Origin of the sequence: Knoellia sp. Soil729, assembly GCF_001427985.1 — a bacterium.
GTDB lineage: Bacteria > Actinomycetota > Actinomycetes > Actinomycetales > Dermatophilaceae > Knoellia.
The window spans coordinates 769,907-793,977 of sequence record NZ_LMSA01000002.1 but is presented as its reverse complement, the minus strand read 5'-3'; the positions used below and the strand labels follow the sequence as shown (position 1 = coordinate 793,977).

Here is a 24,071-nt window from a genome sequence, read left to right as displayed (position 1 = left end):
GTTTGCCGTCACCAGCGGGACACGATCGCGGCGGTGCCTCCGATGATGGCCCAGAACCGCAGCGCTCGGCCGAGCACTCCGGTGAGCAGGAAGGTCCACAGTGGCACCCGCAGGGCGCCGGCGACCACGGCCAGCACGGCATACGGAGGGACACCGACCGAGGCCGAGAGGAACAGCAGCCCCGCCGTGAACCACGGTCGCCCCGCGCTGCGTCCTTGCCATCGCTCCATCGAGGCCCTCGCCCTGGGCCGCTGCATCCTGCGGGCGACGAACGGGAAGCGCTCGAGCTCGCGGCCGCCGTAGTACCAGAGCAGCTTGCCCAGCATCTGCCCGACGGTGGCGCCGAGGATGAGGAGCCAGGCGGGTGCTCTGTCCTGCGTCGCGGCGAGCACGATGATGGCCTCGATGTTGATGAGCGGGATGAGTGCCGAGGCCACGCCGAGGCCGGCGACTGCGAGGGCTTCAGCCCACACGCGGAAGGCCCAGCGCGGGGGCGATCGCGGCCTGGGCCGTCGGGACCGGCAGGCCGATCCGCAGCAGGCGTGCCAGGGACCAGCACTTGAGCACGAGCAGCCCGCACGCGATGGCCAGCCCCACCCACATCCAGCCGGTGACCAGCAGCAGGATCGCGAAGAGGGCGCTGTTGACGGCCTTGGCCGGCTTGGACCAGTTCCACAACCAGATCGTCCGGTCGACGACGTGGAAGTAGTTGGGGCTGCGGATCGGCCAGGCGAGGAACGCGATCGACAGGAAGGTGTCGACGACCATGAACTCCGCCAGGTAGACGAAGACGGCCGGGGCGAGGTCGGGCTGAAGCCAGGCGAGCCCGAGGTAGAACGCGCCGGCGTTGAAGCGGTCCGAGAAGATGTCGAGGACGGCCCCGATCCGGGTCTCGCAGTGGCGAATCCGGGCGAAGGTGCCGTCGGCGATGTCACCGACCCAGTAGGTCGCGAGGGCCACGACGAGGATCGTCAGGCTGCCCTCGACCGCTCCCCACGCGGCCAGTGCGGCGGAGGCAACCGTGCGCACGGCCGTGATGACCGTCGCGCCGGTCCACAGGCGCTCCAGCCCGATCCCGACGTCGGCCCCGGTCTCGTCCTCGAGCATGGGTCCCCGCATGGGCTCAGGCTACGGCTCTCAGCCGAGCAGCGCGGCCACCACGAGGATCACGGGGACCGACCCCATCGTCGTGATGAGGATCGTGTCCCGGGCCAGCACCGTCGCCCGGTCGTAGCGCGTCGCGTGGACGAAGATGTTCTGCGCCGTCGGGAGCGAGGACGTGACGACGACGGCGAGCAGGGCGTGACCGTCGACGCCGAGCGCGAAGTGCGCCACGGCATACGCGACCACTGGTTGCACGACGAGCTTGAGCAGGGACGTGGTCGCCAGCTCGCTCACCGAGCCGGCGGTGCCCAGGCCGGGTCCGAGCCGCAGCGCGATGCCGTAGGCCACGAGCATCGCGGGGACCGCCAGGTTGCCGAGGAGCTCGAGCGGGTTGCCCACGAACTCCGGCAACGTCCACCCCGTGACCGACAGGAGCACCCCCAGGAGCGAGCCGACCGTGAGGGGGTTCCGAAAGGGCCGGGTGACGAGCTGGGCGAACGACGGCGAACGACCGAGCGCGTCGGTGTCCAGCAGCGCCAGTGCAATCGGCTGCAGGACGATGAGCTGCAGCAGCAGGGTCGGCGCGACGTAGGACGCGTCACCGAGGACATAGCTGGCCACCGGGATTCCGAGGTTTCCCGCATTGACGTATGCCGCGGAGAGGCCTCCGATGGTCGCGTCACCCAGGCGTCGGTGCCAGACGAAACGGGCGCACACGGCATACGCGGCAAGGGGCACGACGACGGCCACGGTGGTGGCGACGAGGTTGGCGGACAGGACGTCCTGCACGTCGGCGCGGCCCAACGTCATCACCATGAGCGCCGGTGACCCGACGAAGAACGAGACCTGCGACAGCACCCGCTGTGCCGTCATGTCGAGGATGCGCAGGTGGGCGAGCAGGGCGCCGACGGCAATGACCACGCCGATCGTCGCGAACCCCGTGAAGACGCCTTGCACCGGGACAGGCTAGAGGCAACGGTGCCGTCCGGGCGCCACCGTCTCGTCGGCGGACCCGGGCCATCCTGACCGGCCTGCGTGGGTCAGCTCGTTGCTGCCTGCGGCCGCAGCACCGGCGTGAGGGTGTCGAGGACGGAGGCGTCCTCGATCGTGCCGGGGATGGTGGGGGTGCGACCGTCGGCGATCTCGCGCATCGTCTTGCGCAGGATCTTGCCGGAGCGCGTCTTGGGCAGGCCGGCCACGATGTCGACCTGCCGTAGCGCGGCCACGGCACCGACCTCGTCGCGCACCCGCTGCACGAGCTCCTTGCGGATGCGCTCGCCCTCGGCCCCGGAGCCGTCGATGCCGCCCTTGAGGACGACGAGCCCGCGCGGCAGCTGGCCCTTGAGCTCGTCGGCAACTCCGATGACTGCGCACTCGGCGACATCGGGGTGCCCAGCGAGCGCGGCCTCGATCGAACCGGTCGAGAGCCGGTGTCCGGCCACGTTGAGCACGTCGTCGGTGCGGCCCATGACGAACAGGTAGCCGTCCTCGTCGACATAGCCACCGTCACCCGTCGCGTAGTAGCCCGGGTAGGTCGACAGGTAGCCGTCGATGTAGCGCTGGTCGTCGCCCCAGAGCGTCACCAGCGTCCCGGGGGGCAACGGCAGCCGGATGGCGATCGCGCCCTCCTCGCCGGCCGGCAACGGTGCACCCGTCTCGTCGAGGATGGACACGGCATAGCCCGGCATGGCGACCGTGGGGGAGCCCGCCTTGATCGGCATCGGTTCCAGGCCACGGGGATTCGCGGCGATGGGCCACCCTGTCTCGGTCTGCCACCAGTTGTCGACGACCGGCACGCCGAGTGTCGAGGCGGCCCACTCGTAGGTGTCGGGGTCCAGGCGCTCGCCGGCGAGGAAGACGGTCTCGAGCGAGCTGAGGTCGTGCTGCGCCAGCAGCTCGCCCCTGGGGTCGTCGCGCTTGATGGCGCGGTATGCCGTGGGGGCGGTGAACATGGCCCGCACCTTGTGCTCGACGATGACTCGCCAGAACGCGCCGGCGTCGGGTGTGCCGACCGGCTTGCCCTCGTAGAGAACGGTGGTCGCGCCGGTGAGCAGCGGTGCGTAGACGATGTAGGAGTGGCCGACGACCCATCCGACGTCGCTCGCGGTGAACCACACGTCACCGGCGTTGATGCCATAGATGTTGTCCATCGACCACCGCAGAGCGACGGCGTGACCGCCGTTGTCGCGCACGATGCCCTTGGGTCGCCCGGTGGTGCCTGAGGTGTAGAGGATGTAGAGCGGGTCGGTGGCCTCGACCTCGACGCAGTCGGCCGGCTCGGCGTCCGCCACGACGTCCGCCCAGTCGAGCTCCTCCCAGTCCGTGTCTCGCTCGCCGACGGCGGCTCGAGCCTGCTCGCGCTGGAACACGATGACCGACTCCGGCTTGTGGCTGCTGCGGTCGAGGGCCGCGTCGAGCATCGGCTTGTACTCGACGACACGGCTGGGCTCGATCCCACAGCTCGCGGCGACGACCACCTTGGGCTGCGCGTCCTCGATGCGGGCCGCGAGCTCGGTCGGCGCGAAGCCACCGAAGACGACCGAGTGGATCGCGCCCAGCCGAGCGCACGCCAGCATCGCGACCACGGCCTCGGGGACCATCGGCATGTAGATGACGACCCGGTCGCCCTTCTCGACGCCCAGGCTCGCCAACGCACCGGCGAACGTTGCCACGCGAGCCAGCAGGTCGGCATACGTGATGGTCTCTTTGGTCGCGGTGACGGGACTGTCGTGGATCAGTGCGGGCTGCTCGCCGCGACCGTCGCGCACGTGCCGGTCGAGCGCGTTGAAGCACGTGTTGAGCGTCGCACCGGGAAACCAGCGGTGCAGGGGCGCGTTGGAGCTGTCGAGGACCGTCATCGGGGCGGTGATCCACTCGATCTGCTCGGCAGCGTCGCGCCAGAAGGTGTCGGGGTCGTCGAGGGACTGCCCGTATGCCGCTGCGTAGCCGTCGGTGCTCATGTCGCCCATCGTCGTGGCTCGCGGCCGGTTGGGCCAGTGTCCTGCCGAGCGGCGAGACGAGTGGTGGCGGCGATGCGGCGAGCGGATTTCGTGGCGCATGAACGCTCGGGTAATCTCCGCGGTGGAGGATTCGCATAGTGGCCTAGTGCGCGCGCTTGGAAAGCGCGTTGGGTTAACACCCTCAGGGGTTCGAATCCCCTATCCTCCGCCAACGTGAAGGGCCCCGGCTTCGTGCCGGGGCCCTTTGCGTGTGCTTGGCACCGCGCGGGCTTGGTGCCGTGTCCCCGCAGTCGGGTTCACCTCGCGCCGGGGCATGTCGATCTCGCCGGGGCATGCCGCCCTGGCGCCATGCGCGAGCGAGAACGACATGCCGGTGGGGGACCTGCAGGTGTGGCGACGCGCGGAACCGCAACTCACCCGTGCCCGAAATGACCAGCCGGTAGGTGTTGCGCGCGTCACCCTCTGTGGCTAAGTTCCACTAGGAAGGCATAGTGCGTTAATTGTTCACACTGTCGTGGACACTGATGAATCGGAGCCCCCATGTCTCGTCCATCGATCACTCGTCGCACCGCGATCGCCTCAGCGGTCGCCGCGGCACTCGCCGCCGGGGCCATCCCGGTCACCTCCGCAGACGCCGCGGTCCCTGCCGGCCCCAAGGGGTGGGTCCAGTCCACCCTCGCGCGCATGACGCTGGAGGAGAAGGTCGGCCAGCTCTTCGTCCAGAACGTCTACGGGTCCGATGCCACTACGCCCGACGCCCGCAACCTTCCCCTGTACGGCGTCGCAAGTCCCGCCGAGGTGGTGCAGAAGTACCACCTCGGCGGGGTCATCTACTTCGCGTGGACCGACTCGGTGAACAACCCGCCACAGATCGCCGGCCTGTCCAACGGTCTGCAGCAGGCGGCGTTGTCGCAGGACTCCAAGGTGCATGTCCCGCTGGGCATCTCGGTGGACCAGGAGCAGGGCATCGTCACCCGCATCGGGCCACCGGCGACCCAGTTCCCCGGCTCGATGGCGCTGGGCGCCGGCCGCTCGACCACGGACGCCCGCACGGCTGCAGCCATCACCGGCCAGGAGCTGCGGGCCATGGGCATCAACACCGACTTCGCGCCCGTCTCGGATGTCAACGTCAACCCGCTCAACCCCGTCATCGGCACCCGCTCCTTCTCGAGCAACCCGCAGCTCGCGGCCGACATGGTCGCCGCCCAGGTCAAGGGCTACCAGGAGGACGGCAAGGTCTCGGCCAGCGCCAAGCACTTCCCGGGTCACGGTGACACCGCGACCGACAGCCACGTGGCCTTCCCGATCATCACGCACACCCGTGCCCAGTGGGAGCAGATCGACGCGCCGCCCTTCAAGGCAGCGATTGAGCAGGGCATCGACATGATCATGACGGCCCACCTGTCCTTCCCGGCCCTGGACGACTCGGGCAACCCGGCGACGCTGAGCAAGCCGATCCTCACCGACCTCCTGCGCGGCGAGCTGGGCTACAAGGGCGTCATCATCACCGACGCCCTCAACATGCAGGGGGTGCGCGACCTCTACGGCGACGCGGAGGTCGCGGTCCGCGCCCTCGAGGCCGGGGTGGACCAGCTGCTCATGACGCCCGAGATGGACGCGGCCTACGCCGCCGTCGTCGACGCGGTGAAGACCGGGCGCATCAGCCGCTCCGACCTCGACGCCAAGGTGCGCCGGGTCCTCGAGCTCAAGGTCGAGCGGGGCATCGTCGCCAACCCGATGGTCGACCCGGCTGCCCTCGACTCGGTCGTCGGCACCGCCGACCACCTCGCCACAGCCGCGGCCGTCTCCAACCGGACGACCACGCTGGTGGCCAACGACGACGGTGTCCTGCCGGTGTCCGCACCGGGCAAGGACGTGCTCGTCACCGGCTATGGAGTATCGACGACCCAGACCCTCGCCGACGGGCTCACCGCGGCCGGCGCCACGACGACGGTCCGCCAGACCGGGACGTCACCGAGCGCCAGTGCCATCGCCGGTGCGGTCGCTGCCGCTCAGGGCAAGGACGCGGTGGTCGTCACGACGATGAAGGCCTGGGGCACTGCCAGTCAGCAGAAGCTCGTGAAGGCGTTGCAGGACACCGGAGTGCCCGTGATCGTCGTCGCCACGCGTGACCCCTATGACATCGCCTACCTGCCCGGGACGGCGACCTACCTCGCGACGTACTCCTACAGCCCCGTCGCCATCGAGTCCGTCGCCCGGGTCATCACCGGCTCGGTGTCGCCCACCGGCAAGCTCCCCGTCGACATCCCCACCAAGGACGACCCGAGCTCCGTGCTCTTCCCGTTCGGCCACGGCCTCAGCTACTGACCCGCCACCCCCGCCACACCCCGGTCTCGTGTGCCTGAGCGCGAGCCAGAGCTCGCGCTCAGGCACACAAGGCTCGTTGAAATGGAGACCCCGAGATGACTGCACCCAACAGACGACAGCTCCTCACCGTAGGTGCCGGCCTGGCCGGGGCCGCCGCCCTCACCCTGGGGGCGCAGCCGGCGTTCGCCAGCCCGACGGCATACCCGCAGGCGTCGAACGACCCGAAGCGCAAGGTGACCCCGGGCGCGGACGTCGCGGCGGCCGCCGGCTGGTCCGTCCTCGCCGGGCGCAAGGTCGGCATCGTCACCAACCCGACCGGCATCCTCACCAACCTGCACTCGATCGTCGACGAGATGCACGACGCCGGCACGGTCGACATCCGGGGCGTCTTCGGGCCCGAGCACGGCTTCCGCGGCACCGCCCAGGCGGGTGAGGCGGAGGACACCTACGTCGACGAGCGCACCGGCATCACCGTCTACGACGCCTACGGCGCCACCACCGCGAAGTTCGCCTCGATGATTCGAGCGGCCGGGGTGGACACCGTCGTCTTCGACATCCAGGACGTCGGTGCGCGGTTCTACACCTACATCTGGACGATGTACACGGCGATGAAGGCCTGCGTCGAGACGGGTGCGTCACTCGTCGTCCTCGACCGGCCGAACCCCATCGGCGGCAAGGCCTTCGGCCCGATGATGACGGAGGAGTTCACGTCCGGGGTCGGTGCCGAGGCCATCGTCCAGGCGCACGGTATGACGGTCGGTGAGCTCGCCCGCTACCTCGACGCAATCATCCTCCCGACCGACACCGACGGTGCCCACGTCTCGGAGATCACCGTCGTCGAGGTCAAGGGCTGGCGACGTGATGTCACGTATGCCGGCACCGGGCTTCCGTGGGTCATGCCCAGTCCCAACATGCCGACTCCCGACACGGCGCTCGTCTATGCGGGCACCGGCATGTTCGAGGGCACCAACCTCTCGGAGGGGCGGGGGACCACCCGGCCGTTCGAGCTCGTCGGTGCGCCGTACGTCGACCACCGCTGGGCGGAGGCGCTCGAGGGCCGTGGGGTCGCCGGTGTCGGCTTCCGCGAGGCCTACTTCACGCCGACGTTCAGCAAGCACGTCGGCAAGGTCTGCGGTGGCGTGCAGGTGCACATCACCGACCCGTCGGCCATCGACCCGCTCCGCGTCGGCGTCGAGATGCTCGTGGCGGCCAAGTCCCTGTACTCCGACTTCGCGTGGCGCTACGACTCCTACGACAAGGCCCGCCCCTACTGGATCGACAAGCTCACGGGCTCCACGCGACTGCGCGACCAGATCACCGCGGGTGCCGACGCCGACACGGTCATCGGCGCCTGGCAGGAGGAGCTGGCGGCCTTCGACAGGGCGCGACAGCCGTTCCTCATCTATGGAGGTCCCGCCCGATGAACCTGTCCCGGCGCCTGGTGCTCGGGGGCGGACTTGCCGTCGGGACAGCGCTCTTCGCGCCCGGGGTGGCGCGTGCGGACGACTTCGACAAGCCGTTCAACGGCTTCGCGCCGCCATCGACGGTGCTGCGGGACGGCACTCCCGCCTCGGTGGGGCTCGACCCGGGGCCCATCGAGCTCGCCAAGGAGCAGGTGCGCAGCCACCAGGTGGCACCGCCCGGGGGCCACCCCATGTATGCCGGCCACGTCGGGCTCATGGCGCATGACGGTGTCGTCGTCGCCACCCAGGCCGACGGCTTCGCCCTGCGCTACGCGAACGCCATGCAGGAGCTGCCCCGCTCCGAGTGGATCCCCATGCGCCGGGACACGATCTTCGACATGGCCTCGGTGTCGAAGCTCTTCACGTCGATCGCCGTCGTCCAGCTCATCGAGGAGGGGCGGGTCGAGCTGGAGGCGGCGGTCGCCACCTACCTGCCGGAGTTCGCGGCGGCGGGCAAGGAGTCGGTGACGATCCGGCACCTGCTCACCCACACGAGCGGGTTCACGTCCTGGCTCCCGCTCTACAGCGCGTACCCCGACGTGCCCTCACGCATCGCTGCGGTGATGAACCAACCGCTGACGAACCCCGTCGGCACGGTCTACCTCTACAGCGACCTCAACCTCATCACGCTGGGTGTCCTCGTTGCACGGCTGCGGGGCCAGTCGCTCGACGAGGTCGTTGCGTCGCGACTCACGGGTCCGCTGGGCATGAAGGACACCGGCTACAACCCAGCGGTCAGGGAGCGCACCGCAGCCACCGAGTACCAGGCCGTGCCAGCTCGCGGCATGGTCTGGGGTGAGGTCCACGACGAGAACGCCTGGTCGCTCGACGGAGTCGCCGGCCACGCGGGAGTCTTCTCGACCGTCGACGACATGGCGGTCCTCGCGCAGGCGCTGCTCAACGGCGGCACCTATCGGGGGACGCGCATCCTCGACCGCAAGAGCGTCGCTCTGCTCATCACCAACTTCAACCAGGCCTTCCCCGGTGACGACCACGGGCTCGGGTTCGAGCTCAACCAGATCTGGTACATGGACGCCCTGAGCGGCCCGCGCACCGCCGGGCACACCGGCTACACCGGCACCTCGATCGTCATCGACTTCACGTCGCGGTCCGTGGCGATCCTGCTCACCAACCGCGTCCACCCCTCGCGCTCGTGGGGGAGCAACAACCCTGCCCGCCGAGAGTGGGCCGGTGGCCTGGGGCGCGCCCTGCCGATCACGCCGCGCGGCAGCCATGTCGCCTGGGAGACCGAGGCGCAGCACGCCGCGAACGCCATCCTGTCCGTCCCGCTCGCCGTGCCGTCCGAAGGTGCCCGGCTCGGCTTCGACCTCATCGCCGAGACGGAGGCGAGCGACGTGCTGCGTCTCGAGTCCTCGACGGACGGCAGCGCTTGGTCACTGGTGCCCCTGGAGATCCGCCATCCAGGTGACACGCGCACCGGTGAGGAGGACGGCTCGGTGAGCGGCACCCCGGGGGAGCGGCGCTGGGCCACCGTCCGTGCCCGCCTCCCGGATGGGCAGCAGCACCTCAGGTGGCGCTACACGACGGACGCCAACACCCTCGGTCGAGGGGTCGCCGTGACCCGGATCCGGGTCGTGGGTGCGGGAGGAGTGGTCGTCGACAGCGACGCGGCGCCGGAGACATTCGTCGCTTCTGGCTGGACGAGGACCACGAGGTCGTAGTTTTGCCTCATGTCCTCACCCGATGCCCAGCCTGACGTGGCTGACGCGCCACTTCTCGTCCGCCTGAGAGGGATCCGCCCCACGCTGACACCGGCAGAGGACCGCGTCGCCACGGTGGTGCTGGAGGACGCCCGCCGCGCCTCCGACCTCACCATCACCGCCTTGGCGCAGGCGGCGGAGACCTCGGAGACGACGGTGCTCAGGTTCTGCAAGCGCCTGGGACTCCGGGGCTATCCACAGCTGCGCCTGGGGCTCGCCGCAGAGTCGGCCATGCCGCGCGAGCAGCGCATGGCCGCCAGCGACATCAGCGCCACCGACACCATCGACGACATCATCGCCAAGGTCGCCACCGTCGACTCGAGCGCGGTCGAGGAGACGGCGCAGCAGCTCAACCGTGACGCCCTGCGCGCTGCGGTCGGTGCGATCGCCGACGCGGGCCGCGTCGACATCTACGGGATCGGCGCGAGCGCCATCGTCGGCACCGACCTGCAGCAGAAGCTGCACCGCATCGGCGTCGTCTCGTTCGCGTGGAACGACCCCCACATCGCCCTGACGAGCGCGACCCTGCTCGGGAGGAAGGACGTCGCGATCGGCATCTCCCACTCGGGCGCGACGAGCGAGACGGTCGAGTCGCTGGCCGCCGCCAGGGGACAGGGCGCCACGACGGTGGCGATCACGAACTTCCCGCTCTCACCCCTCGCAGCGGCGGCCGACATCGTCCTCACCACCGCAGCGCGTGAGACGACGCTGCGCTCGGGTGCGACGGCGAGCCGCATCGCCGCTCTCACGGTCATCGACTGCCTCTACATCGCCGTGGCCCAGCGCGACCTCCCCCGAGCCCGCAAGCACGTCGCGGACAGCCGCAAGGCCGTCGCCGGGCACCATGTCGCGTGACTCATTCACATGATTGACGCACTACTCGTGGGAAACTAACCTGCGATCATGGCCATCGACGACGTCAGCGTGTCTGCACCCACCGAGGAGCGCCACCCGGGCACCTACGCCATCGACACCGCGTCGACGCTCGAGGTCCTCACGCTGATGAACGAGGCCGACCGCACGGTCGCCGACGCGGTCGCGGTCGTGCTCCCCGAGCTGGCCCTCCTCGTCGACCACGCGGTCGAGGCGATCCGGGCCGGCGGCCACATCCACTACTTCGGTGCGGGGACCTCGGGGCGTCTCGCGGTCCTCGACGCCGCCGAGCTGCTGCCGACCTTCAACGTGCCGGCCGGGCTGTTCGTCGCCCACCACGCCGGGGGGAACGCCGCCCTCGTCAACGCCGTCGAGAACGTCGAGGACGACATCGACCTCGGATGTGCCGAGGCGGCCTCGCTCACCGGGCTCGACATCGCGATCGGGCTGACCGCCTCGGGACGCACTCCCTACATCCGGGGGGCGCTCGAGGCCGCCCGGGAGCGAGGCGCGCGAACCGCGCTCGTGACGGCCAACCCGCAAGCCGAGCTCGCGGCATACGCCGACCACCTCATCGCCCCCGCGACCGGACCGGAGATCCTCACCGGGTCCACTCGGCTCAAGGCGGGCACCGCCCAGAAGCTCGTGCTCAACGCGTTCTCGACGGCCGTGATGATCCGGCTGGGACGCACCTGGTCCAACCTCATGGTCGACGTCGTCGCCACCAACGCCAAGCTCCGTGGGCGGATGGTGCGGATCCTCCGTGAGGCCAGTGGCGCTTCCGACGGCGACGCCCGCGCCGCGCTGGACGCCGCTGACGGCCAGCTCAAGCCGTCACTGCTCTCGCTGCTGGCGGGCGTGCCCGTCGCGGAGGCGGTCGCGTCGCTCGCGGCGCACGACGACTCCGTGGCGGTGGCGCTGCGAGCACTCGGCGCCCCTCAACCCCTGTGAGTGCGGTCGTCGGCGTGGACGTCGGCGGTTCCGGGCTGCGCCTGACCTTCCGGTATGCCGGCCGGCTGAGCTCCGTGCTCACCGCACCCGGAGCTCGGATCGGGGAGCGAGGGGTCGACGTGGGTGCGCTGGTGGCCGATGCGTCCCGGTTGCTGCGCGAGGGTGGAGTGGCCGTGGGTGACGTGGCAGCGGTGTGCTGGTCCCAACGGGGACTGCTGTTCCTCTCGAACCCGACCGAGGTCGTGGGGGCAGTCTCGTCCGGCCTGGGTGCGGCGCGCACGGCTGTCGTCAGTGACGCGGTGGCCTCCCTCGTCGGGGCACTGGGCGAGGTGCGTCCCGGGGCGGTCGTGGCTGCGGGGACCGGTGCCGTGGCCTTCGGGTCGGACTTCGGGTCGGCGGACACGTCGGTGTGGCGGCTCGTCGACGGCTGGGGCCACGTCCTCGGGGACCGCGGGTCCGCGGCCTCGGTCGGCCTTGCCGGACTGCGTGCAGGTCTGCGCCACCACGACGGGCTCCCGGACGGTTCCGAACGCCTGCTCGTGGACGGGGAGGCGGCCTTCGGCCCGACCTCGCACTGGCCCCGGCGCGTGATGACCGGCGCGGAATCGCCGCAGCTCCTCGCCTCGTTCGCGCCGCGGGTCGCTCAGGCGGCCACCGTCGGTGATGCTGTCGCCGCACGGATCTGCCGGGAGGCCGGTGAGGCGCTGGCCGAGTCCCTCTTCTCCGCGGCCCGGGGCATCACGGAGCCCACCCTCGTGGCGACCGGCGGCCTGCTCGACGCCTCGCCGGTGCGCGAGTCCCTCGAGGCGGCCGTCCGGGCCGCCGGTGCCACGCTCACGCCGGCGGTGGGCGGTGCGCTCGACGGGGCCCTGCACCTCGCCACCCTGCTCGGCGAGACGGGCACGATCCCCAGGCACCCGGCATACGTGCATCTGGCCTGACCGCGCACGCAACCTGAGTTGGAGGACGTCCCTCGCGTCGGGTTAGCATGGGGACCGGCACCCCGCGTGGTGGTACCTCGCCGAACTCCCCCAGGGCAGGAATGCAGCAAGGGCAGGTGAGCTCTTCCAGGTACGCGGGGTGTCTTCGTCGTTTGTTGGCCCGACGGGGTGTCAGGCTCCGCAGGCGCAGCCGCCCTCGCACCCACCGCAGCCACCGCCGCGCTGCTCGGGCGCATTGCCCCGGTCCTCCCACGTGAGCTCGAGCGCGCGCAGCAGCCCGTCGACGGGCTGGGCGCCGGTGACGGCGAACTTCTGGTCGAGCACGAACGTCGGGACGCCCGTGATGCCGATCTGGTTGGCGGTCGCCTCGTCGGCGCGCACGTCGTAGCCGTAGGCGTCGGAGCCGAGCATCTCGCGCACGTCCTTCTCGCCGAGCCCGCCCTCGACGGCGAGCCGCACCAACGTGTCGGTGTCGCCGATCGCCTCGCCCTCGGTGTACCAGCCCCGCATGACCCGGTCCGTCACGGGCTTCTCGAGGCCGCGGGCGCGGGCGAGGTGGAGGACGCGGTGGGCGTCGAAGCTGTTGCCGCCGGCGACCTTGTCCCACTGGAAGTCGAGCCCGACCTCGGCAGCGTCCGCGGCCATGGCCTCGTGCTGGGCCACCATCTCCTCGCGCGGGCGGCCGTACTTGGCGGCAATGCGGTCGACGTTGGACCCCTCGACCACGGGCGGCGCCGACCGGTCCAGCTCATAGCTGTGCCAGGTCACCTCGACCTCGTCGGCGTGCTCAAACTGCTCGAGCGCGAGCTCGAGGCGGCGGCGGCCGATGTGGCAGAAGGGGCAGACCAGGTCGGACCAGACATCGATGCGCATGCCTTCGACGATACGTCCACCCTGTCGGCGCACCTCAACCGCAGTTCCCGGGGCCGCTCGGCTGGTCCGTGCTGCCGCGCTCTAGCGTGACGCCATGGGCTTCCTCACACGCCGGGTCGGTGCATCGCTCGCGCAGAACCTCACCCGCATCGTGCTGGGCGCCTTCATGACCGCAGCGGGCACCCTGCACCTCACCGTCGCGCGCGACGACTTCCGCGCGCAGGTGCCGAGCTGGGTGCCCGTCGACGCCGACCTCGTGGTGCTCGGATCGGGGGTCGTCGAGGTCACTCTCGGGGTGGCACTGCTCACCCTGCCGAGGTACAGGCGCCTCACCGGCGTGGCGCTCGCGGCGTTCTACGTGGTGATCTTCCCGGGCAACATCGCGCAGTACGTCGACGGCGTGAGTGCGTTCGGTCTCGACACGGACACCAAGCGGCTCGTCCGGCTCTTCTTCCAGCCCGTGCTCGTCGCAGCCGCCCTGTATGCCGCGGGGCTGCCCGAGCGCCGCCGTTCCCCTTCGGAGTGAGGCTCCCGTCAGACGTCGCGGTGGGCCAGGTTCTCGCGTTGCACGCGGTTGAGCCCGGAGTAGAACAGCCAGAAGGCAGCGACCCAGGTCGCGATGACGAACCAGCCGTTGGTGGGGAAGCGCGTCGCGCCCCAGACCATCGCGCCGATGAGCACCGTGCACAGCAGCACCGGTGAGGCGTACCAGAGGGCGACCATCTGCGGGTTCGGCACGGGGTTGAACGGGCTCGTCGGCGGCCGACCCCGGTAAGCCGCGCGCAGCGCCCCGCCCGCGAGGAACGGTGTCGTCATGACAAGCCAGGGCAGGACGGCTCCGACGTCCGCGCCCAGGGCTACGGCCGTGACGCTGCCGACGACCACCGTCGTGACCAGGTGGACGGTGCCCGGGAGCAGGACGTGCGCAGCAGCGGCCCGCACCGGCGGGGCGCCGAAGAGGGGAGGCGTGCCCATCGTGTCGGCCTCCAGCCGCAGCCCCTCGGACAGTGCGCTGAAGCCCAGGAAGCTCACGAGGGCCGCGACGAAGCCGACGAGCGGTGGCACGGCGGTGCTGCCCAGCGTGGCGCCGAGCGCGCAGGCGGCGACCACGCACAGGAACAGGCCCACCACACCGGCTGCAGGTGCACGACGCAGGCCGAGGACGTCGCGCGCGACGAGCGTCATGACCGGGCCGTGGTGCCGCAGGTGCAGGCCACGGCCGCGGGCGATGGGTCGAGCAGCCTCCAGCCGGACGGCACGCAGGTCGCCGGCATGGACGCCACCGACGATCCGGTTCGAACGGGACGACTGGGTGCGCAGCTCGTGGATCCCGAGCCGTCGCACCTCGCGCACCCAGGGCCGGCTTCGTGCCCCACTGGGGCCTGGTGTCGAGGTCGTCAGGGGTTCGGGGGAGAGGCGACTCTGACCCAGGAGCCAGGCGGCACCGGCCAGCAGTCCGACGAGGACGCCCACGACGAGGCTGACCGGCAGGATCCACCAGCCGGCGGCCCGGGCGCCGGCGAATGCCGCCCCGACGAGGAGCCCGGCGAGGCCGCCCGCGAACAGCGCGGCGAAGAGCGAGTAGCCGAACCACGGTCGCAGGCTCGCCCACCGGTCGATCGACGAGGCGACGACGTGGTCGATCCACGGGACCGGCGCCACGACGGGCCCGCGCACCCTTCCTGCCTCCCGTGCCGCCACGGCCACCGCTGCAACGAGTACGACCAGGACGAGGGCAGCCCACGGGGAGCGCAGGGCCGATGCCATGGCCTCGCGGTCGGCCGCGATGACGAGGGAGCGCAGGAGGGGGAAGCCGTAGAGGCCGACGACGATGACGGCGACGTACGCGGTATACGCCACCTCCTTGCGGGCCGGGTTCCCGCCCGGTCCATGGAGGACGTGGACGGTGTCGGTGAGGCGCTCGGAGTCGGCGGTGACACTCATGCGGGTCAGCCCTCGGCAGCGACGAGGTCGACGACCTGGTCCGCGTCGCCGGCGGTGACACGCTCGGTGATGAGCGGGTCATGGCAGGCGAGGACGACGGTCGTGCCCGCGTCCCGTCGAGCGGCGATGAGGTCGGCGACCAGAGCGCGCTTGGAGGTGTCGAGGCGCTGCTCGGGCTCGTCGAGGACGAGCACCTCGCTCGGCCGGAAGAGGGTGAGGGCCAGCCGGAAGAGCTGGGTCTGGCCCGACGACAGCTCGTGGGGGAAGCGGCCACCCAGCTCACCGATGCCGAGGTCGGTGAGAGCCGCTGCCACGCGGTCGTCGCTGGTCTCGGGGTCGCCGGCCCAGGTCGCGTCGAGCAGGACGAGGTGGTCGCGCAGGGTGAGGTCGCGATAGGTCGCGGGAGGACCGGCGAGGGCGGCCACGGCCGCACGGACGGCGGGGTCGCGCTCGTCGGCGGCGAGGTCGCCGAGGAACGCCTTGCCGGTGGTGGGCGGCATCATGCCGATGAGGATGCGCAGCAGGGTGGTCTTGCCGGAGCCGTTGGGCCCTCTCAGCACGAGGCAGGAGCCGGTGGGTGCGGTGACCGAGACGGGGGCGAGCAGGGTCGCCGGTCCGATCACCTTCGACACGTCTTCGGCCCGGACATCCATGAAGGGCACGGTATCGACCCCCTCGACCGCCACCTCGCGCGCCCATCCGGAGGGAACCTTGGAGTCGGGAGGGAAATGAACCCACCGGTCGCCCGAGGTTCCCGCACGGGGAGCAAAAGTTGGGGCAGTGGGGGGTGGGGGGCGGTGAACGCGGCATACCGGCTGTCCTGCACGGCGACTAGGTTGGGGGCCGTGAGCACCGCCCTGTACCGCCGCTATCGCCCCGAGACGTTCGACGACGTCATCGGGCAGGAGCACGTCACCGAGCCGCTCATGCAGGCGCTGCGGACCGAGCGCGTCAACCACGCCTACCTCTTCAGCGGCCCCCGCGGCTGCGGCAAGACGACGAGCGCGCGCATCCTCGCGCGCTGCCTCAACTGCGAGCAGGGCCCGACGCCGACGCCCTGCGGTCGGTGCGACTCGTGCGTGGCGCTCGCTCGTGGCGGAGCGGGCACCGTCGACGTCATCGAGATCGACGCGGCCAGCCATGGCGGTGTCGACGACGCCCGTGACCTGCGCGAACGCGCCAGCTATGGCCCGGCGCAGAGCCGCTACAAGATCTACATCATCGACGAGGCGCACATGGTGACGCCGCAGGGCTTCAACGCCCTGCTCAAGATCGTCGAGGAGCCGCCCGAGCACGTGAAGTTCATCTTCGCGACGACCGAGCCCGAAAAGGTCATCGGCACGATCCGCTCGCGCACCCACCACTACCCGTTCCGCCTGGTGCCGCCGGGCCAGCTCACCGAGTACATGGAGCGGCTCTGCGTGGCCGAAGGCGTCTCCGTGGCGCCCGGGGTCCTGTCGTTCGTCGTGCGCGCCGGTGGTGGCTCGGTGCGTGACTCCCTGTCGGTGCTCGACCAGCTCATCGCGGGCTCGGGCGAGGAGGGGCTGACCTACGAGTCGGCGGCAGCCCTGCTCGGGTTCACCGACAGCGAGCTGCTCGACGCCGCGATCGACGCGTTCGGTGCTGCCGACGGTGCGGGTGCGTTCTCGGCCATCGAGCGCGTCATCGAGACCGGGCTCGACCCGCGCCGCTTCATCGAGGACCTTCTCGAGCGTCTGCGCGACCTCATCGTCGTCGCCGCGGTGCCCGACGGTGCCTCCGCCGTGCTCCGCGCGCTCCCGCCGGACCAGCTCGAGCGCATGCGCCAGCAGGCGGCGGCCTTTGGCCACGGGGCACTGTCGCGAGCAGCCGACATCGTCAACGCAGGCCTGTCCGAGATGACGGGCGCCACCGCGCCCCGCCTCCAGCTCGAGCTCATCGCCGCGCGCATCCTGCTTCCTGGCGCCGTCGGAGAAGCCGGGTATGCCGCGCGCCTGGACCGTCTCGAACGTCGCCTCGAGGTCGGCGGAGTTCCGTCCGGTTCGGGCGCGGCTCCGGTGCCGGTCCGCCAAGCGCCAAGCCAGCAGCAGCCGGCTCAACAGCAGCCGGTCCAGCAGGCTCCGGCACCGAGCCAGCAGGCGTCGGCACCCACCCAGCAGCAGGCTCCGGTGTCGGTGCAGCCTCCGGTCGCCCCGGCGGTGCAGCCCTCGTCCCAGCCGGATCTCCAGCCGCCGCAGCACACCCTCCCGCCGGCGGCGTCGCCGTCGGCGCCCGGGCCTCGCCACGACGAGGCCGAGCCCGAGCCGGAGTACGAGCCCCACGAGCCGGAGTTCCTTGAGCCCCGGTCTCCGCACGCCATGCCGCCGGCACCCCAGCAGGCAGCGCCGCAGCAGGTTCCTGCGTCCGTGACCCCTGCGGCAACGCCCGAGACAGCAGCCGACACCGCACCTCCCTCGGCCCCTTCGGCTCGTCCCGGTGGTCTCGACACGGCCGCGATCCGCCGCTCCTGGCCCGACGTCCTGGCCAAGGTGTTCGAGCTGCGGCGCACGACGTGGACGTTCGTGTCCGAGCACGCCCAGGTCCTCGACTACGACGGCGAGCGCCTGCTGCTGGGCATCTCCACGACCGGCCTGGCCAACACGTTCCGACGCGGGCCCCACGCGACCTATGTCCAGCAGGCCCTCATCGACGTCCTCGGTATCGATGCCCGCGTCGAGGGCGTCCCCGCCGACGGCTCCGCCCCCGAGGGCGGTGTCCCCGGCGTCGCGACGATCAACCCCAACCGGCCCGAGCCCGCGCCCCGCAGCGCCCCTGAGCCGACGCGTGCCCCGGCCACCCAGCAGTCACCGGTCGAACGCGCGCAGGCCAACGGTGCCGCGGCGCAGGGGGAGCAGCAGCGCGCAGGCGAGCCCGCGGCATACGTGCCGAGCAGCCCGCCCACGACGCAGGCCGAGTGGGGCAGCGCAGGCAGCAGCGCCGCGGCCGCCCCCGCCTGGGCGACGCAACAGCCCGAGACGGCCGACCCCCAGCCGGTCAGCCCCTTTGCCCGCGCCAAGGAGGCCGTCGCCGCCGAGCCCGACCCCGACGAGCCACCGGTCGCCGACGACTCCGCCATGAGCGAGGACGACGAGGACATCGAAGGCCTCGGGGAGGTGGGCGTCCCCGTGATCGAGCGTGTTCTCGGCGGGACGGTCATCCACGAAGAGCAGGCATGAACACCTACTACTGGGTCGGCCGCACCGCGATGATGTCGCTCGCCCATGCGGTCTGGCGACCCACGATCCTCGGCAAGGGCAACGTCCCGGCCACCGGTGGCGTCCTCCTCGCGAGCAACCACCTGTCCTTCATCGACAGCTTCGCCATCCCCGTCGCGGCGCCACGCAAGGTGTCGTTCCTGGCCAAGAACGAGTACTTCACGGGCACCGGCATCCGGGGTCGCCTCATCCGCGGGTTCATGGAGGCGGGTGACGCGATCCCCGTGGACCGGGACAGCTCGCGCGGCGCGAGCGACTCGCTCGACCTCGCGCTGCAGGTGCTGCGTGACGGCAAGGCGTTCGGTATCTATCCCGAGGGCACGCGCTCACGGGACGGGCGCCTCTATCGCGGGCGCACCGGGGTCGCGTTCCTGTCGCTCACCGCCGACGTCCCCGTCGTGCCGGTCGGTCTCATCGGCACCGACAAGGTGCAGCCCGTGGGAGAGCGGGGGCTCAAGCTGGCCGATGTCACCATCGCGTTCGGGACCCCGATCCTGCCCTCGACGTATGCCGGCCTGCCCGCCGGCCGCGCTCGCCGCCAGCTCACCGACGACGTCATGGACTCCATCGCCGCGCTCACCGGGCAGGAGCGCGCTCCCGGCTACAACGAGCGCGGCGCCACCGAGGAGCCCTGACCCACCCCGACTTTTGCTCCCCATGCGGGAACCTTGGCGTCCGGAGGGTTGTGAACCCTCCGGACCCCCACGGTTCCGTCCGGTCGGCTTTCCCCCGCGCGGCGGGAGCCAGTGACGGCCACGTGGCCTAGGCTCGGGGTGTGTACGAAGGCGCAGTGCAGGACCTCATCGACGAACTCGGACGACTCCCGGGCGTCGGCCCCAAGAGCGCGCAGCGCATCGCCTTCCACCTGCTCCAGTCCGATGCGGTCGACGTGCAGCGGCTCACGGATGCCCTCACCCAGGTCAAGGCCAAGGTCCGCTTCTGCGTGACCTGCTTCAACATTGCCGAGTCCGAGCAGTGCCGCATCTGTGCCGACCCGCGCCGCGACCTCGCGAGCATCTGTGTCGTGGAGGAGCCCAAGGACGTCGTCGCCATCGAGCGCACGCGTGAGTTCCGTGGCCGCTACCACGTCCTCGGTGGCGCGATCAGCCCCATCGACGGCATCGGGCCCGACGACCTGACCTTCCGTGAGCTGATGACCCGGCTCGCGAGCAACGAGGTCACCGAGGTCATCATCGCGACCGACCCCAACCTCGAGGGTGAGGCCACGGCGAGCTATCTCGCCCGCTTCCTCAAGGGCATGGGCATCAAGATCACCCGTCTCGCGTCGGGGCTGCCCGTGGGCGGTGACCTCGAGTACGCCGACGAGGTCACGCTCGGCCGGGCGTTCGAGGGACGGAGGCTGCTCGATGCGTGACGACGAGAGCACCGCCAGCGCCACCCTGGAGTCCGCCGGCGACCAGCTCTCGGACCTGCGCGCCCTGGCCGCCGACTCGGCGGAGGAGGCGCGCGTCTACCTCACCACCGTCACCGACATCGCCTCCGGTGCCAACCCAGCTGCGGCCCTGCCGCTCGGGCTCCTCGCCGTGTCGCAGGTGCTCGTCATGGGCGCCCGCCTCGGAGCCATCGAGGACATCGTCCCGGAGGACCGCTTCGAGGTGGACCCAGGCCCCGACGTCGAGCTCGACCCGTTGCGCGAGAACCTCACCAACCTCCTCGAAGGTCTCGACGACTACGCCGACGTCGTCGACCCGGTGACCGAGCCCGAGCTCACGACCGGCTCGCTGTCCAACGACCTCACCGTGATCGCCTCGGCGCTGGCCCACGGCCTGCGCCACCACGAGGAGGGCCGCATCCTCGAGGCCCTGTGGTGGTGGCAGTTCAGCTACCTCTCCGACTGGGGTGAGCGCGCCGCGAGTGCCCTGCGGGTCCTCCAGGCCCTCCTCGCGCACGTGCGCCTCGATGCCGACCCTGACGCGGTCGCCGAGGCCGAGTTCGACGCCCTCCATCCCTGACGCAGAAATCGTGGATCGTCCCGGTTGCAACCGGGACGATCCACGATCTCCGCGTCACACGTCGCCCCGGCCCAGCGAGGTGAGCCGCGCACGCGCGGTGGGCGACCGGCATACGGGCGTGGAAAACCCGCCCAGAAGCCGCCGTTAGACTCACTGGCGACCACCCGCAGACCCGCGAACCCCGCATGGGAGTGCCAGACGTGCCCATCGTCGTCCAGAAGTACGGCGGCTCCTCGCTCGCCGATGCCGAGAGCATCAAGCGGGTCGCACGTCGCATCGCCGAGACCCGCAAGGCGGGCAACGAGGTCGTCGTCGCCGTCTCCGCGATGGGTGACTCGACCGACGAGCTGCTCGACCTCGCCCAGGACGTCAGCCCCGTGCCGCCGCCCCGCGAGCTCGACATGCTCATGACCGCGGGTGAGCGCATCAGCATGGCCCTCGTCGCCATGGCCATCCACGACCTCGGGATCAGTGCCCGCTCGTTCACCGGCAGCCAGGCCGGCGTCATCACCGACGAGGCGCACGGCCGGGCCAAGATCATCGACGTCACGCCTGGCCGCATCACCGAGGCCCTCGGCAAGGGTCACGTCGTCATCGTCGCGGGCTTCCAGGGCGTGAGCCAGACGACCAAGGAGATCACCACCCTGGGCCGCGGAGGCACCGACACCACCGCTGTCGCGCTCGCGGCCGCGCTCAACGCCGAGGTCTGCGAGATCTACACCGACGTCGACGGCGTCTTCACGGCCGACCCGCGCATCGTGCCCCGGGCGCGCAAGCTCGACCGGATCTCGGCCGAGGAGATGCTCGAGCTGGCCGCCAGCGGGTCCAAGGTCCTGCACCTGCGCAGCGTCGAGTACGCCCGCCGCTACGACATCCCCATCCACGTCCGGTCCTCCTTCACCCCGAAGGAAGGCACCATCGTCAGTGACCAGCCGGCCCCCAAGGGTCCCGAAGGAGAAGCCGTGGAAGCCCCGATCATCGCCGGTGTCGCACACGACCTCAGCGAGGCCAAGATCACCGTCGTCGGAGTGCCCGACACCACCGGCAAGGCGGCCCAGATCTTCCACGCGGTCGCTGCCGCCGAGATCAACCTCGACATGATCGTCCAGAACGTCTCGGCGACCGACACGGGCCTCACCGACATCTCGTTCACCCTGCCCAAGGCCGACGGGCAGCGGGCCATGGAGGCGCTCAAGGCCATCGAGGAGCAGGTGGGCTTCACCGGCCTGCAGTACGACGACCAGATCGGCAAGCTCTCGCTCGTCGGTGCCGGCATGCGCTCCAACCCGGGCGTCTCGGCGACCTTCTTCCGTGCGCTCGCCGACGCCGACGTCAACATCGAGATGATCTCCACCTCCGAGATCCGCATCTCGGTCATCACCCGCAGCGAGCTCCTCGACGAGGCCGTGCAGGCGGTGCACACCGCGTTCGGGCTCGACTCGCAGGACGGTGAGGCGGTCGTCTACGCCGGCACCGGCCGCTGAGGCAAGATGGCCCGGATCGGAAGGACCCTGTGACGACTGCTGCCCCGACTCTGGCCGTCGTCGGCGCGACGGGCGCCGTCGGGACCGTCGTGCTCGACGTGCTGCCGATGCGTCGCCACATCTGGGGAGAGGTGCGCCTCGCCGCCGGTGCCGAGGACGTCGGTTCCGTATGCCGGGTGGCCGGCGAGGATCTCACCATCCAGGCCCTGACGCCGGAGTTCTTCGACGGCGTCGACGTGGCGGTGGTGGACGTGCCGCCGGAGATCTCTGCCGAGTGGGCCAAGGTCGCCGTCGAGCACGGTGCCATCGTCATCGACAACAGCCCGACGTTCCGCCGCGACCCCGACGTGCCCCTCGTCGTCCCGGAGATCAACCCGGAGGCGGTGAGAGACCGGCCGCGAGGCATCATCGCCAACCCGGGTGCCACGGTGATGACGATGATCGATGTGCTCGCCGTGCTGCACGCGCAGTGGGAGCTCACCGAGCTCGTCGTCACGAGCTTCCAGGCCGCGTCAGGGCTCGGCCGGGCCGGGATGGCCCGTCTCCACGACGAGATCGCCGTCGTGGCCGGTGACCGCGAGCTCGGCATGCGCCCGGGTGACGTGCGCCGAGCCATCGACCACGAGCTCGGGCCGAGCATGTTCGGCGGTCCCCTGGCCCTCAACGTCCTCCCGTTCGCCGGGACCCACGTCGGTGACGGCTGGAGCTCGGAGGAGTCCAAGATCCGCCAGGAGACGCGCAAGATCCTCGGCATGCCTGACCTCAAGGTGTCGGCGACGTGCGTGCGGGTCCCGGTCGTCTCCGCGCACTCCGTCTCGGTCCACGCCACCTTCACCAGGTCGATCAACGTCGCCAAGGCCCGCCAGGCGCTCGTCGAGGCACCCGGTGTCGTCGTCATGGACGACCCCGAGCAGGGGGAGTTCCCGACTCCGGCCGACATGGTCGGCGCGGACCCCCGCTTCGTGGGCCGGATGCGCCAGGCCATCGACTTCCCGCGCACGATCGACCTGTTCGTCTGCGGCGACAACCTGCGCAAGGGCGCGGCCCTCAACATGCTGCAGACGGCGGAGCTGGTCGCGGCCACGCTCTGAGTTCGTCCGCCATTGGTCTCGGTCAGGTGACAGGTTCGGCGTGTTACTGGTGTGACTTGTGTGACTCGTGGTGCAATTCCTGCAGCGGTTGTGGGACCGCTGGGTCGTACCGAGCGCCGAGGAGGCACCGTGTTCAGGAAGCAGGGGCAGCAGCAGCCCGAAGGGTCACGTCTGCCCGCGCGCGCCGCTGCCGCCTCCCGCGACCTTGCCCGGCGCAGCCTGGGCATGACGCGCAACACCGTCCACAAGGAGCTGCTCGAGCGCGCGAAGACCCAGGAGGCCCTGAGCGACGAGCAGATCTGGCGTCGCTACCAGTTCCGCCACCTCGCCGCGTTCATCACGATCCCCGCCCTGCTGCTCGGCTCGGCCAGCATCGCCGCGGCCTACGGCACCGGCCTCATGACCCCTGACCCGCAGGTGGTCTGCCAGCCCCTGGTCGTGCTGGCCCCGGCGACCGACTCCTTCAAGGTCACCGTGATGAACGCCTCGGGCCAGGACGGCGCGGGCCACACCGTGGGTCGCGACCTCGCCCGCCGCGGCTTCACCGTCGCCGAGGTGACGACCGCACCCCGCACCCTGTGGGTCAAGGGACCCGCCCGGATCTACCACGGCAACGCGGGACTCGACCAGGCCCTCCTCGCCGCGCAGACGATCGACGGCGCCGAGCTGCAGAACGACGGCCGCTCCGGCACCTCCATCTCCTTCGTCCTCGGCGGCGACTTCACCAAGATGCTGCCCGCCCCACCGCCGAAGCCCCCGGAGCTGAGCGACTTCACCGTCAACGTCTACAACACGACGTGGCGCAGTGGCCTGGCGAAGTCGGCCTTCGACGAGCTCACCAAGCGCGGCTTCAGCACCGGCAAGCAGGGCAACAACCCCGACGGGTCCTTCCTGCCCGACGACGTCGCCGTCATCCTCCACGGACCCGACGCCGACCTCGCTGCCGCGCTCGTCGCCCAGCAGTTCAAGGGCGCCACCCTGCGTGAGGTCGCCCGGGACAACATGACGATCGACGTCCTGCTCGGCAACAAGTTCGAGGGTGTCACGCCCAAGGCCGAGCTGCCGCAGAAGAAGGCCCAGCGCAAGGACCCCCCGCCCACGGTGACGCGCCCCTGCACCTGACGGCCACTGT

At 70.8% G+C, this 24,071-nt stretch carries 21 protein-coding genes, 1 tRNA gene and 1 other RNA gene; 16 read left to right on the top strand and 7 right to left on the bottom strand.

The genetic code is table 11. The features are described 5' to 3' along the window. Window positions 1–8: 8 nt before the first annotated feature. The 4 genes from ASG74_RS08785 to ASG74_RS08770 all read right to left on the bottom strand — a co-directional run bounded on the left by ASG74_RS08785 (window position 9) and on the right by ASG74_RS08770 (window position 4,064). Window positions 9–473, bottom strand: a complete 465-nt coding sequence (locus ASG74_RS08785) for a VTT domain-containing protein (RefSeq protein ID WP_056141615.1) — start codon at window positions 471–473, stop codon at window positions 9–11. Beyond that, a complete protein-coding gene (locus ASG74_RS08780; protein ID WP_056141612.1) occupies window positions 463–1,119 on the bottom strand; it encodes a CDP-alcohol phosphatidyltransferase family protein in 657 nt (218 codons plus the stop codon). The genes ASG74_RS08785 and ASG74_RS08780 overlap by 11 nt, the downstream gene beginning before the upstream one ends. An 18-nt stretch (window positions 1,120–1,137) precedes the next feature. After that, window positions 1,138–2,061, bottom strand: coding sequence for an AEC family transporter (locus ASG74_RS08775; protein ID WP_056141609.1), 924 nt, complete (start codon window positions 2,059–2,061; stop codon window positions 1,138–1,140). Window positions 2,062–2,144: 83 nt separating this feature from the next. Continuing rightward, window positions 2,145–4,064, bottom strand: a complete 1,920-nt coding sequence (locus ASG74_RS08770; RefSeq protein ID WP_056143387.1) for a propionyl-CoA synthetase — start codon at window positions 4,062–4,064, stop codon at window positions 2,145–2,147. 123 nt (window positions 4,065–4,187) lie between these two features. Here ASG74_RS08770 and ASG74_RS08765 point away from each other — a divergent pair. The 8 genes from ASG74_RS08765 (at window position 4,188) to ffs (ending at window position 12,491) form a co-directional block, all read left to right on the top strand. Then, a tRNA-Ser gene (locus ASG74_RS08765) sits at window positions 4,188–4,275 on the top strand. A 329-nt stretch (window positions 4,276–4,604) separates the two neighbouring features. Next, window positions 4,605–6,392 (top strand): glycoside hydrolase family 3 protein, encoded by a 1,788-nt coding sequence (locus tag ASG74_RS08760; protein ID WP_056141607.1) that lies wholly within the window; start codon window positions 4,605–4,607, stop codon window positions 6,390–6,392. Between the two features lie 95 nt (window positions 6,393–6,487). Continuing rightward, on the top strand, window positions 6,488–7,816 hold the full coding sequence (locus tag ASG74_RS08755; protein WP_056141604.1) for an exo-beta-N-acetylmuramidase NamZ family protein: 1,329 nt from the start codon (window positions 6,488–6,490) through the stop codon (window positions 7,814–7,816). Further along, a complete protein-coding gene (locus ASG74_RS08750; protein ID WP_056141602.1) occupies window positions 7,813–9,537 on the top strand; it encodes a serine hydrolase domain-containing protein in 1,725 nt (574 codons plus the stop codon). The genes ASG74_RS08755 and ASG74_RS08750 overlap by 4 nt, the downstream gene beginning before the upstream one ends. A gap of 9 nt (window positions 9,538–9,546) precedes the next feature. Then, window positions 9,547–10,431 carry a MurR/RpiR family transcriptional regulator gene (locus tag ASG74_RS08745; protein WP_056141598.1) on the top strand — a complete coding sequence of 295 codons (885 nt, stop codon included), beginning with the start codon at window positions 9,547–9,549 and terminating at the stop codon, window positions 10,429–10,431. Window positions 10,432–10,479: 48 nt separating this feature from the next. Next, window positions 10,480–11,400 carry an N-acetylmuramic acid 6-phosphate etherase gene (locus tag ASG74_RS08740; RefSeq protein WP_056141595.1) on the top strand — a complete coding sequence of 307 codons (921 nt, stop codon included), beginning with the start codon at window positions 10,480–10,482 and terminating at the stop codon, window positions 11,398–11,400. Next, complete coding sequence (locus ASG74_RS08735; protein ID WP_056141592.1) at window positions 11,397–12,341, top strand: BadF/BadG/BcrA/BcrD ATPase family protein; 945 nt, start codon at window positions 11,397–11,399, stop codon at window positions 12,339–12,341. The genes ASG74_RS08740 and ASG74_RS08735 overlap by 4 nt, the downstream gene beginning before the upstream one ends. Window positions 12,342–12,394: 53 nt before the next feature. After that, window positions 12,395–12,491, top strand: an RNA gene (gene ffs, locus ASG74_RS16935) — signal recognition particle sRNA small type. 21 nt (window positions 12,492–12,512) lie between these two features. Here the strand turns inward: ffs and ASG74_RS08730 are convergent. Continuing rightward, the gene (locus ASG74_RS08730) at window positions 12,513–13,214 is read right to left on the bottom strand and encodes a DsbA family oxidoreductase (RefSeq protein ID WP_056141590.1); all 702 of its coding nucleotides are present in this window, start codon (window positions 13,212–13,214) and stop codon (window positions 12,513–12,515) included. Between the two features lie 94 nt (window positions 13,215–13,308). On the opposite strand from ASG74_RS08730, the gene ASG74_RS08725 reads away from it, so the two are divergent. Beyond that, window positions 13,309–13,740 (top strand): DoxX family protein, encoded by a 432-nt coding sequence (locus ASG74_RS08725; RefSeq protein WP_056141587.1) that lies wholly within the window; start codon window positions 13,309–13,311, stop codon window positions 13,738–13,740. Window positions 13,741–13,748: 8 nt separating this feature from the next. Here the strand turns inward: ASG74_RS08725 and ASG74_RS08720 are convergent, their stop codons facing one another. Next, a complete protein-coding gene (locus tag ASG74_RS08720) occupies window positions 13,749–15,158 on the bottom strand; it encodes a hypothetical protein (RefSeq protein WP_056141583.1) in 1,410 nt (469 codons plus the stop codon). A gap of 5 nt (window positions 15,159–15,163) precedes the next feature. After that, complete coding sequence (locus ASG74_RS08715) at window positions 15,164–15,811, bottom strand: ABC transporter ATP-binding protein (RefSeq protein WP_056143384.1); 648 nt, start codon at window positions 15,809–15,811, stop codon at window positions 15,164–15,166. A 192-nt stretch (window positions 15,812–16,003) separates the two neighbouring features. Between ASG74_RS08715 and ASG74_RS08710 the strand changes: the two genes are divergently transcribed. The 7 genes from ASG74_RS08710 (at window position 16,004) to ASG74_RS08680 (ending at window position 24,061) form a co-directional block, all read left to right on the top strand. Continuing rightward, entirely contained in the window at window positions 16,004–18,352 is a 2,349-nt protein-coding gene (locus ASG74_RS08710; RefSeq protein ID WP_200942554.1) for a DNA polymerase III subunit gamma and tau, read from the top strand. Then, window positions 18,349–19,026 carry a lysophospholipid acyltransferase family protein gene (locus tag ASG74_RS08705; RefSeq protein WP_056141578.1) on the top strand — a complete coding sequence of 226 codons (678 nt, stop codon included), beginning with the start codon at window positions 18,349–18,351 and terminating at the stop codon, window positions 19,024–19,026. The genes ASG74_RS08710 and ASG74_RS08705 overlap by 4 nt, the downstream gene beginning before the upstream one ends. A 140-nt stretch (window positions 19,027–19,166) precedes the next feature. Continuing rightward, window positions 19,167–19,766, top strand: a complete 600-nt coding sequence (gene recR, locus ASG74_RS08700) for a recombination mediator RecR (RefSeq protein WP_056141575.1) — start codon at window positions 19,167–19,169, stop codon at window positions 19,764–19,766. Then, window positions 19,759–20,364 carry a DUF5063 domain-containing protein gene (locus tag ASG74_RS08695; protein ID WP_056141571.1) on the top strand — a complete coding sequence of 202 codons (606 nt, stop codon included), beginning with the start codon at window positions 19,759–19,761 and terminating at the stop codon, window positions 20,362–20,364. The genes recR and ASG74_RS08695 overlap by 8 nt, the downstream gene beginning before the upstream one ends. A gap of 200 nt (window positions 20,365–20,564) precedes the next feature. Beyond that, a complete protein-coding gene (locus ASG74_RS08690; RefSeq protein WP_056141568.1) occupies window positions 20,565–21,848 on the top strand; it encodes an aspartate kinase in 1,284 nt (427 codons plus the stop codon). Window positions 21,849–21,877: 29 nt separating this feature from the next. Continuing rightward, window positions 21,878–22,939 (top strand): aspartate-semialdehyde dehydrogenase, encoded by a 1,062-nt coding sequence (locus tag ASG74_RS08685; protein WP_056141565.1) that lies wholly within the window; start codon window positions 21,878–21,880, stop codon window positions 22,937–22,939. 129 nt (window positions 22,940–23,068) lie between these two features. Next, window positions 23,069–24,061, top strand: a complete 993-nt coding sequence (locus ASG74_RS08680) for a LytR C-terminal domain-containing protein (RefSeq protein WP_056141562.1) — start codon at window positions 23,069–23,071, stop codon at window positions 24,059–24,061. Window positions 24,062–24,071 lie beyond the last annotated feature (10 nt).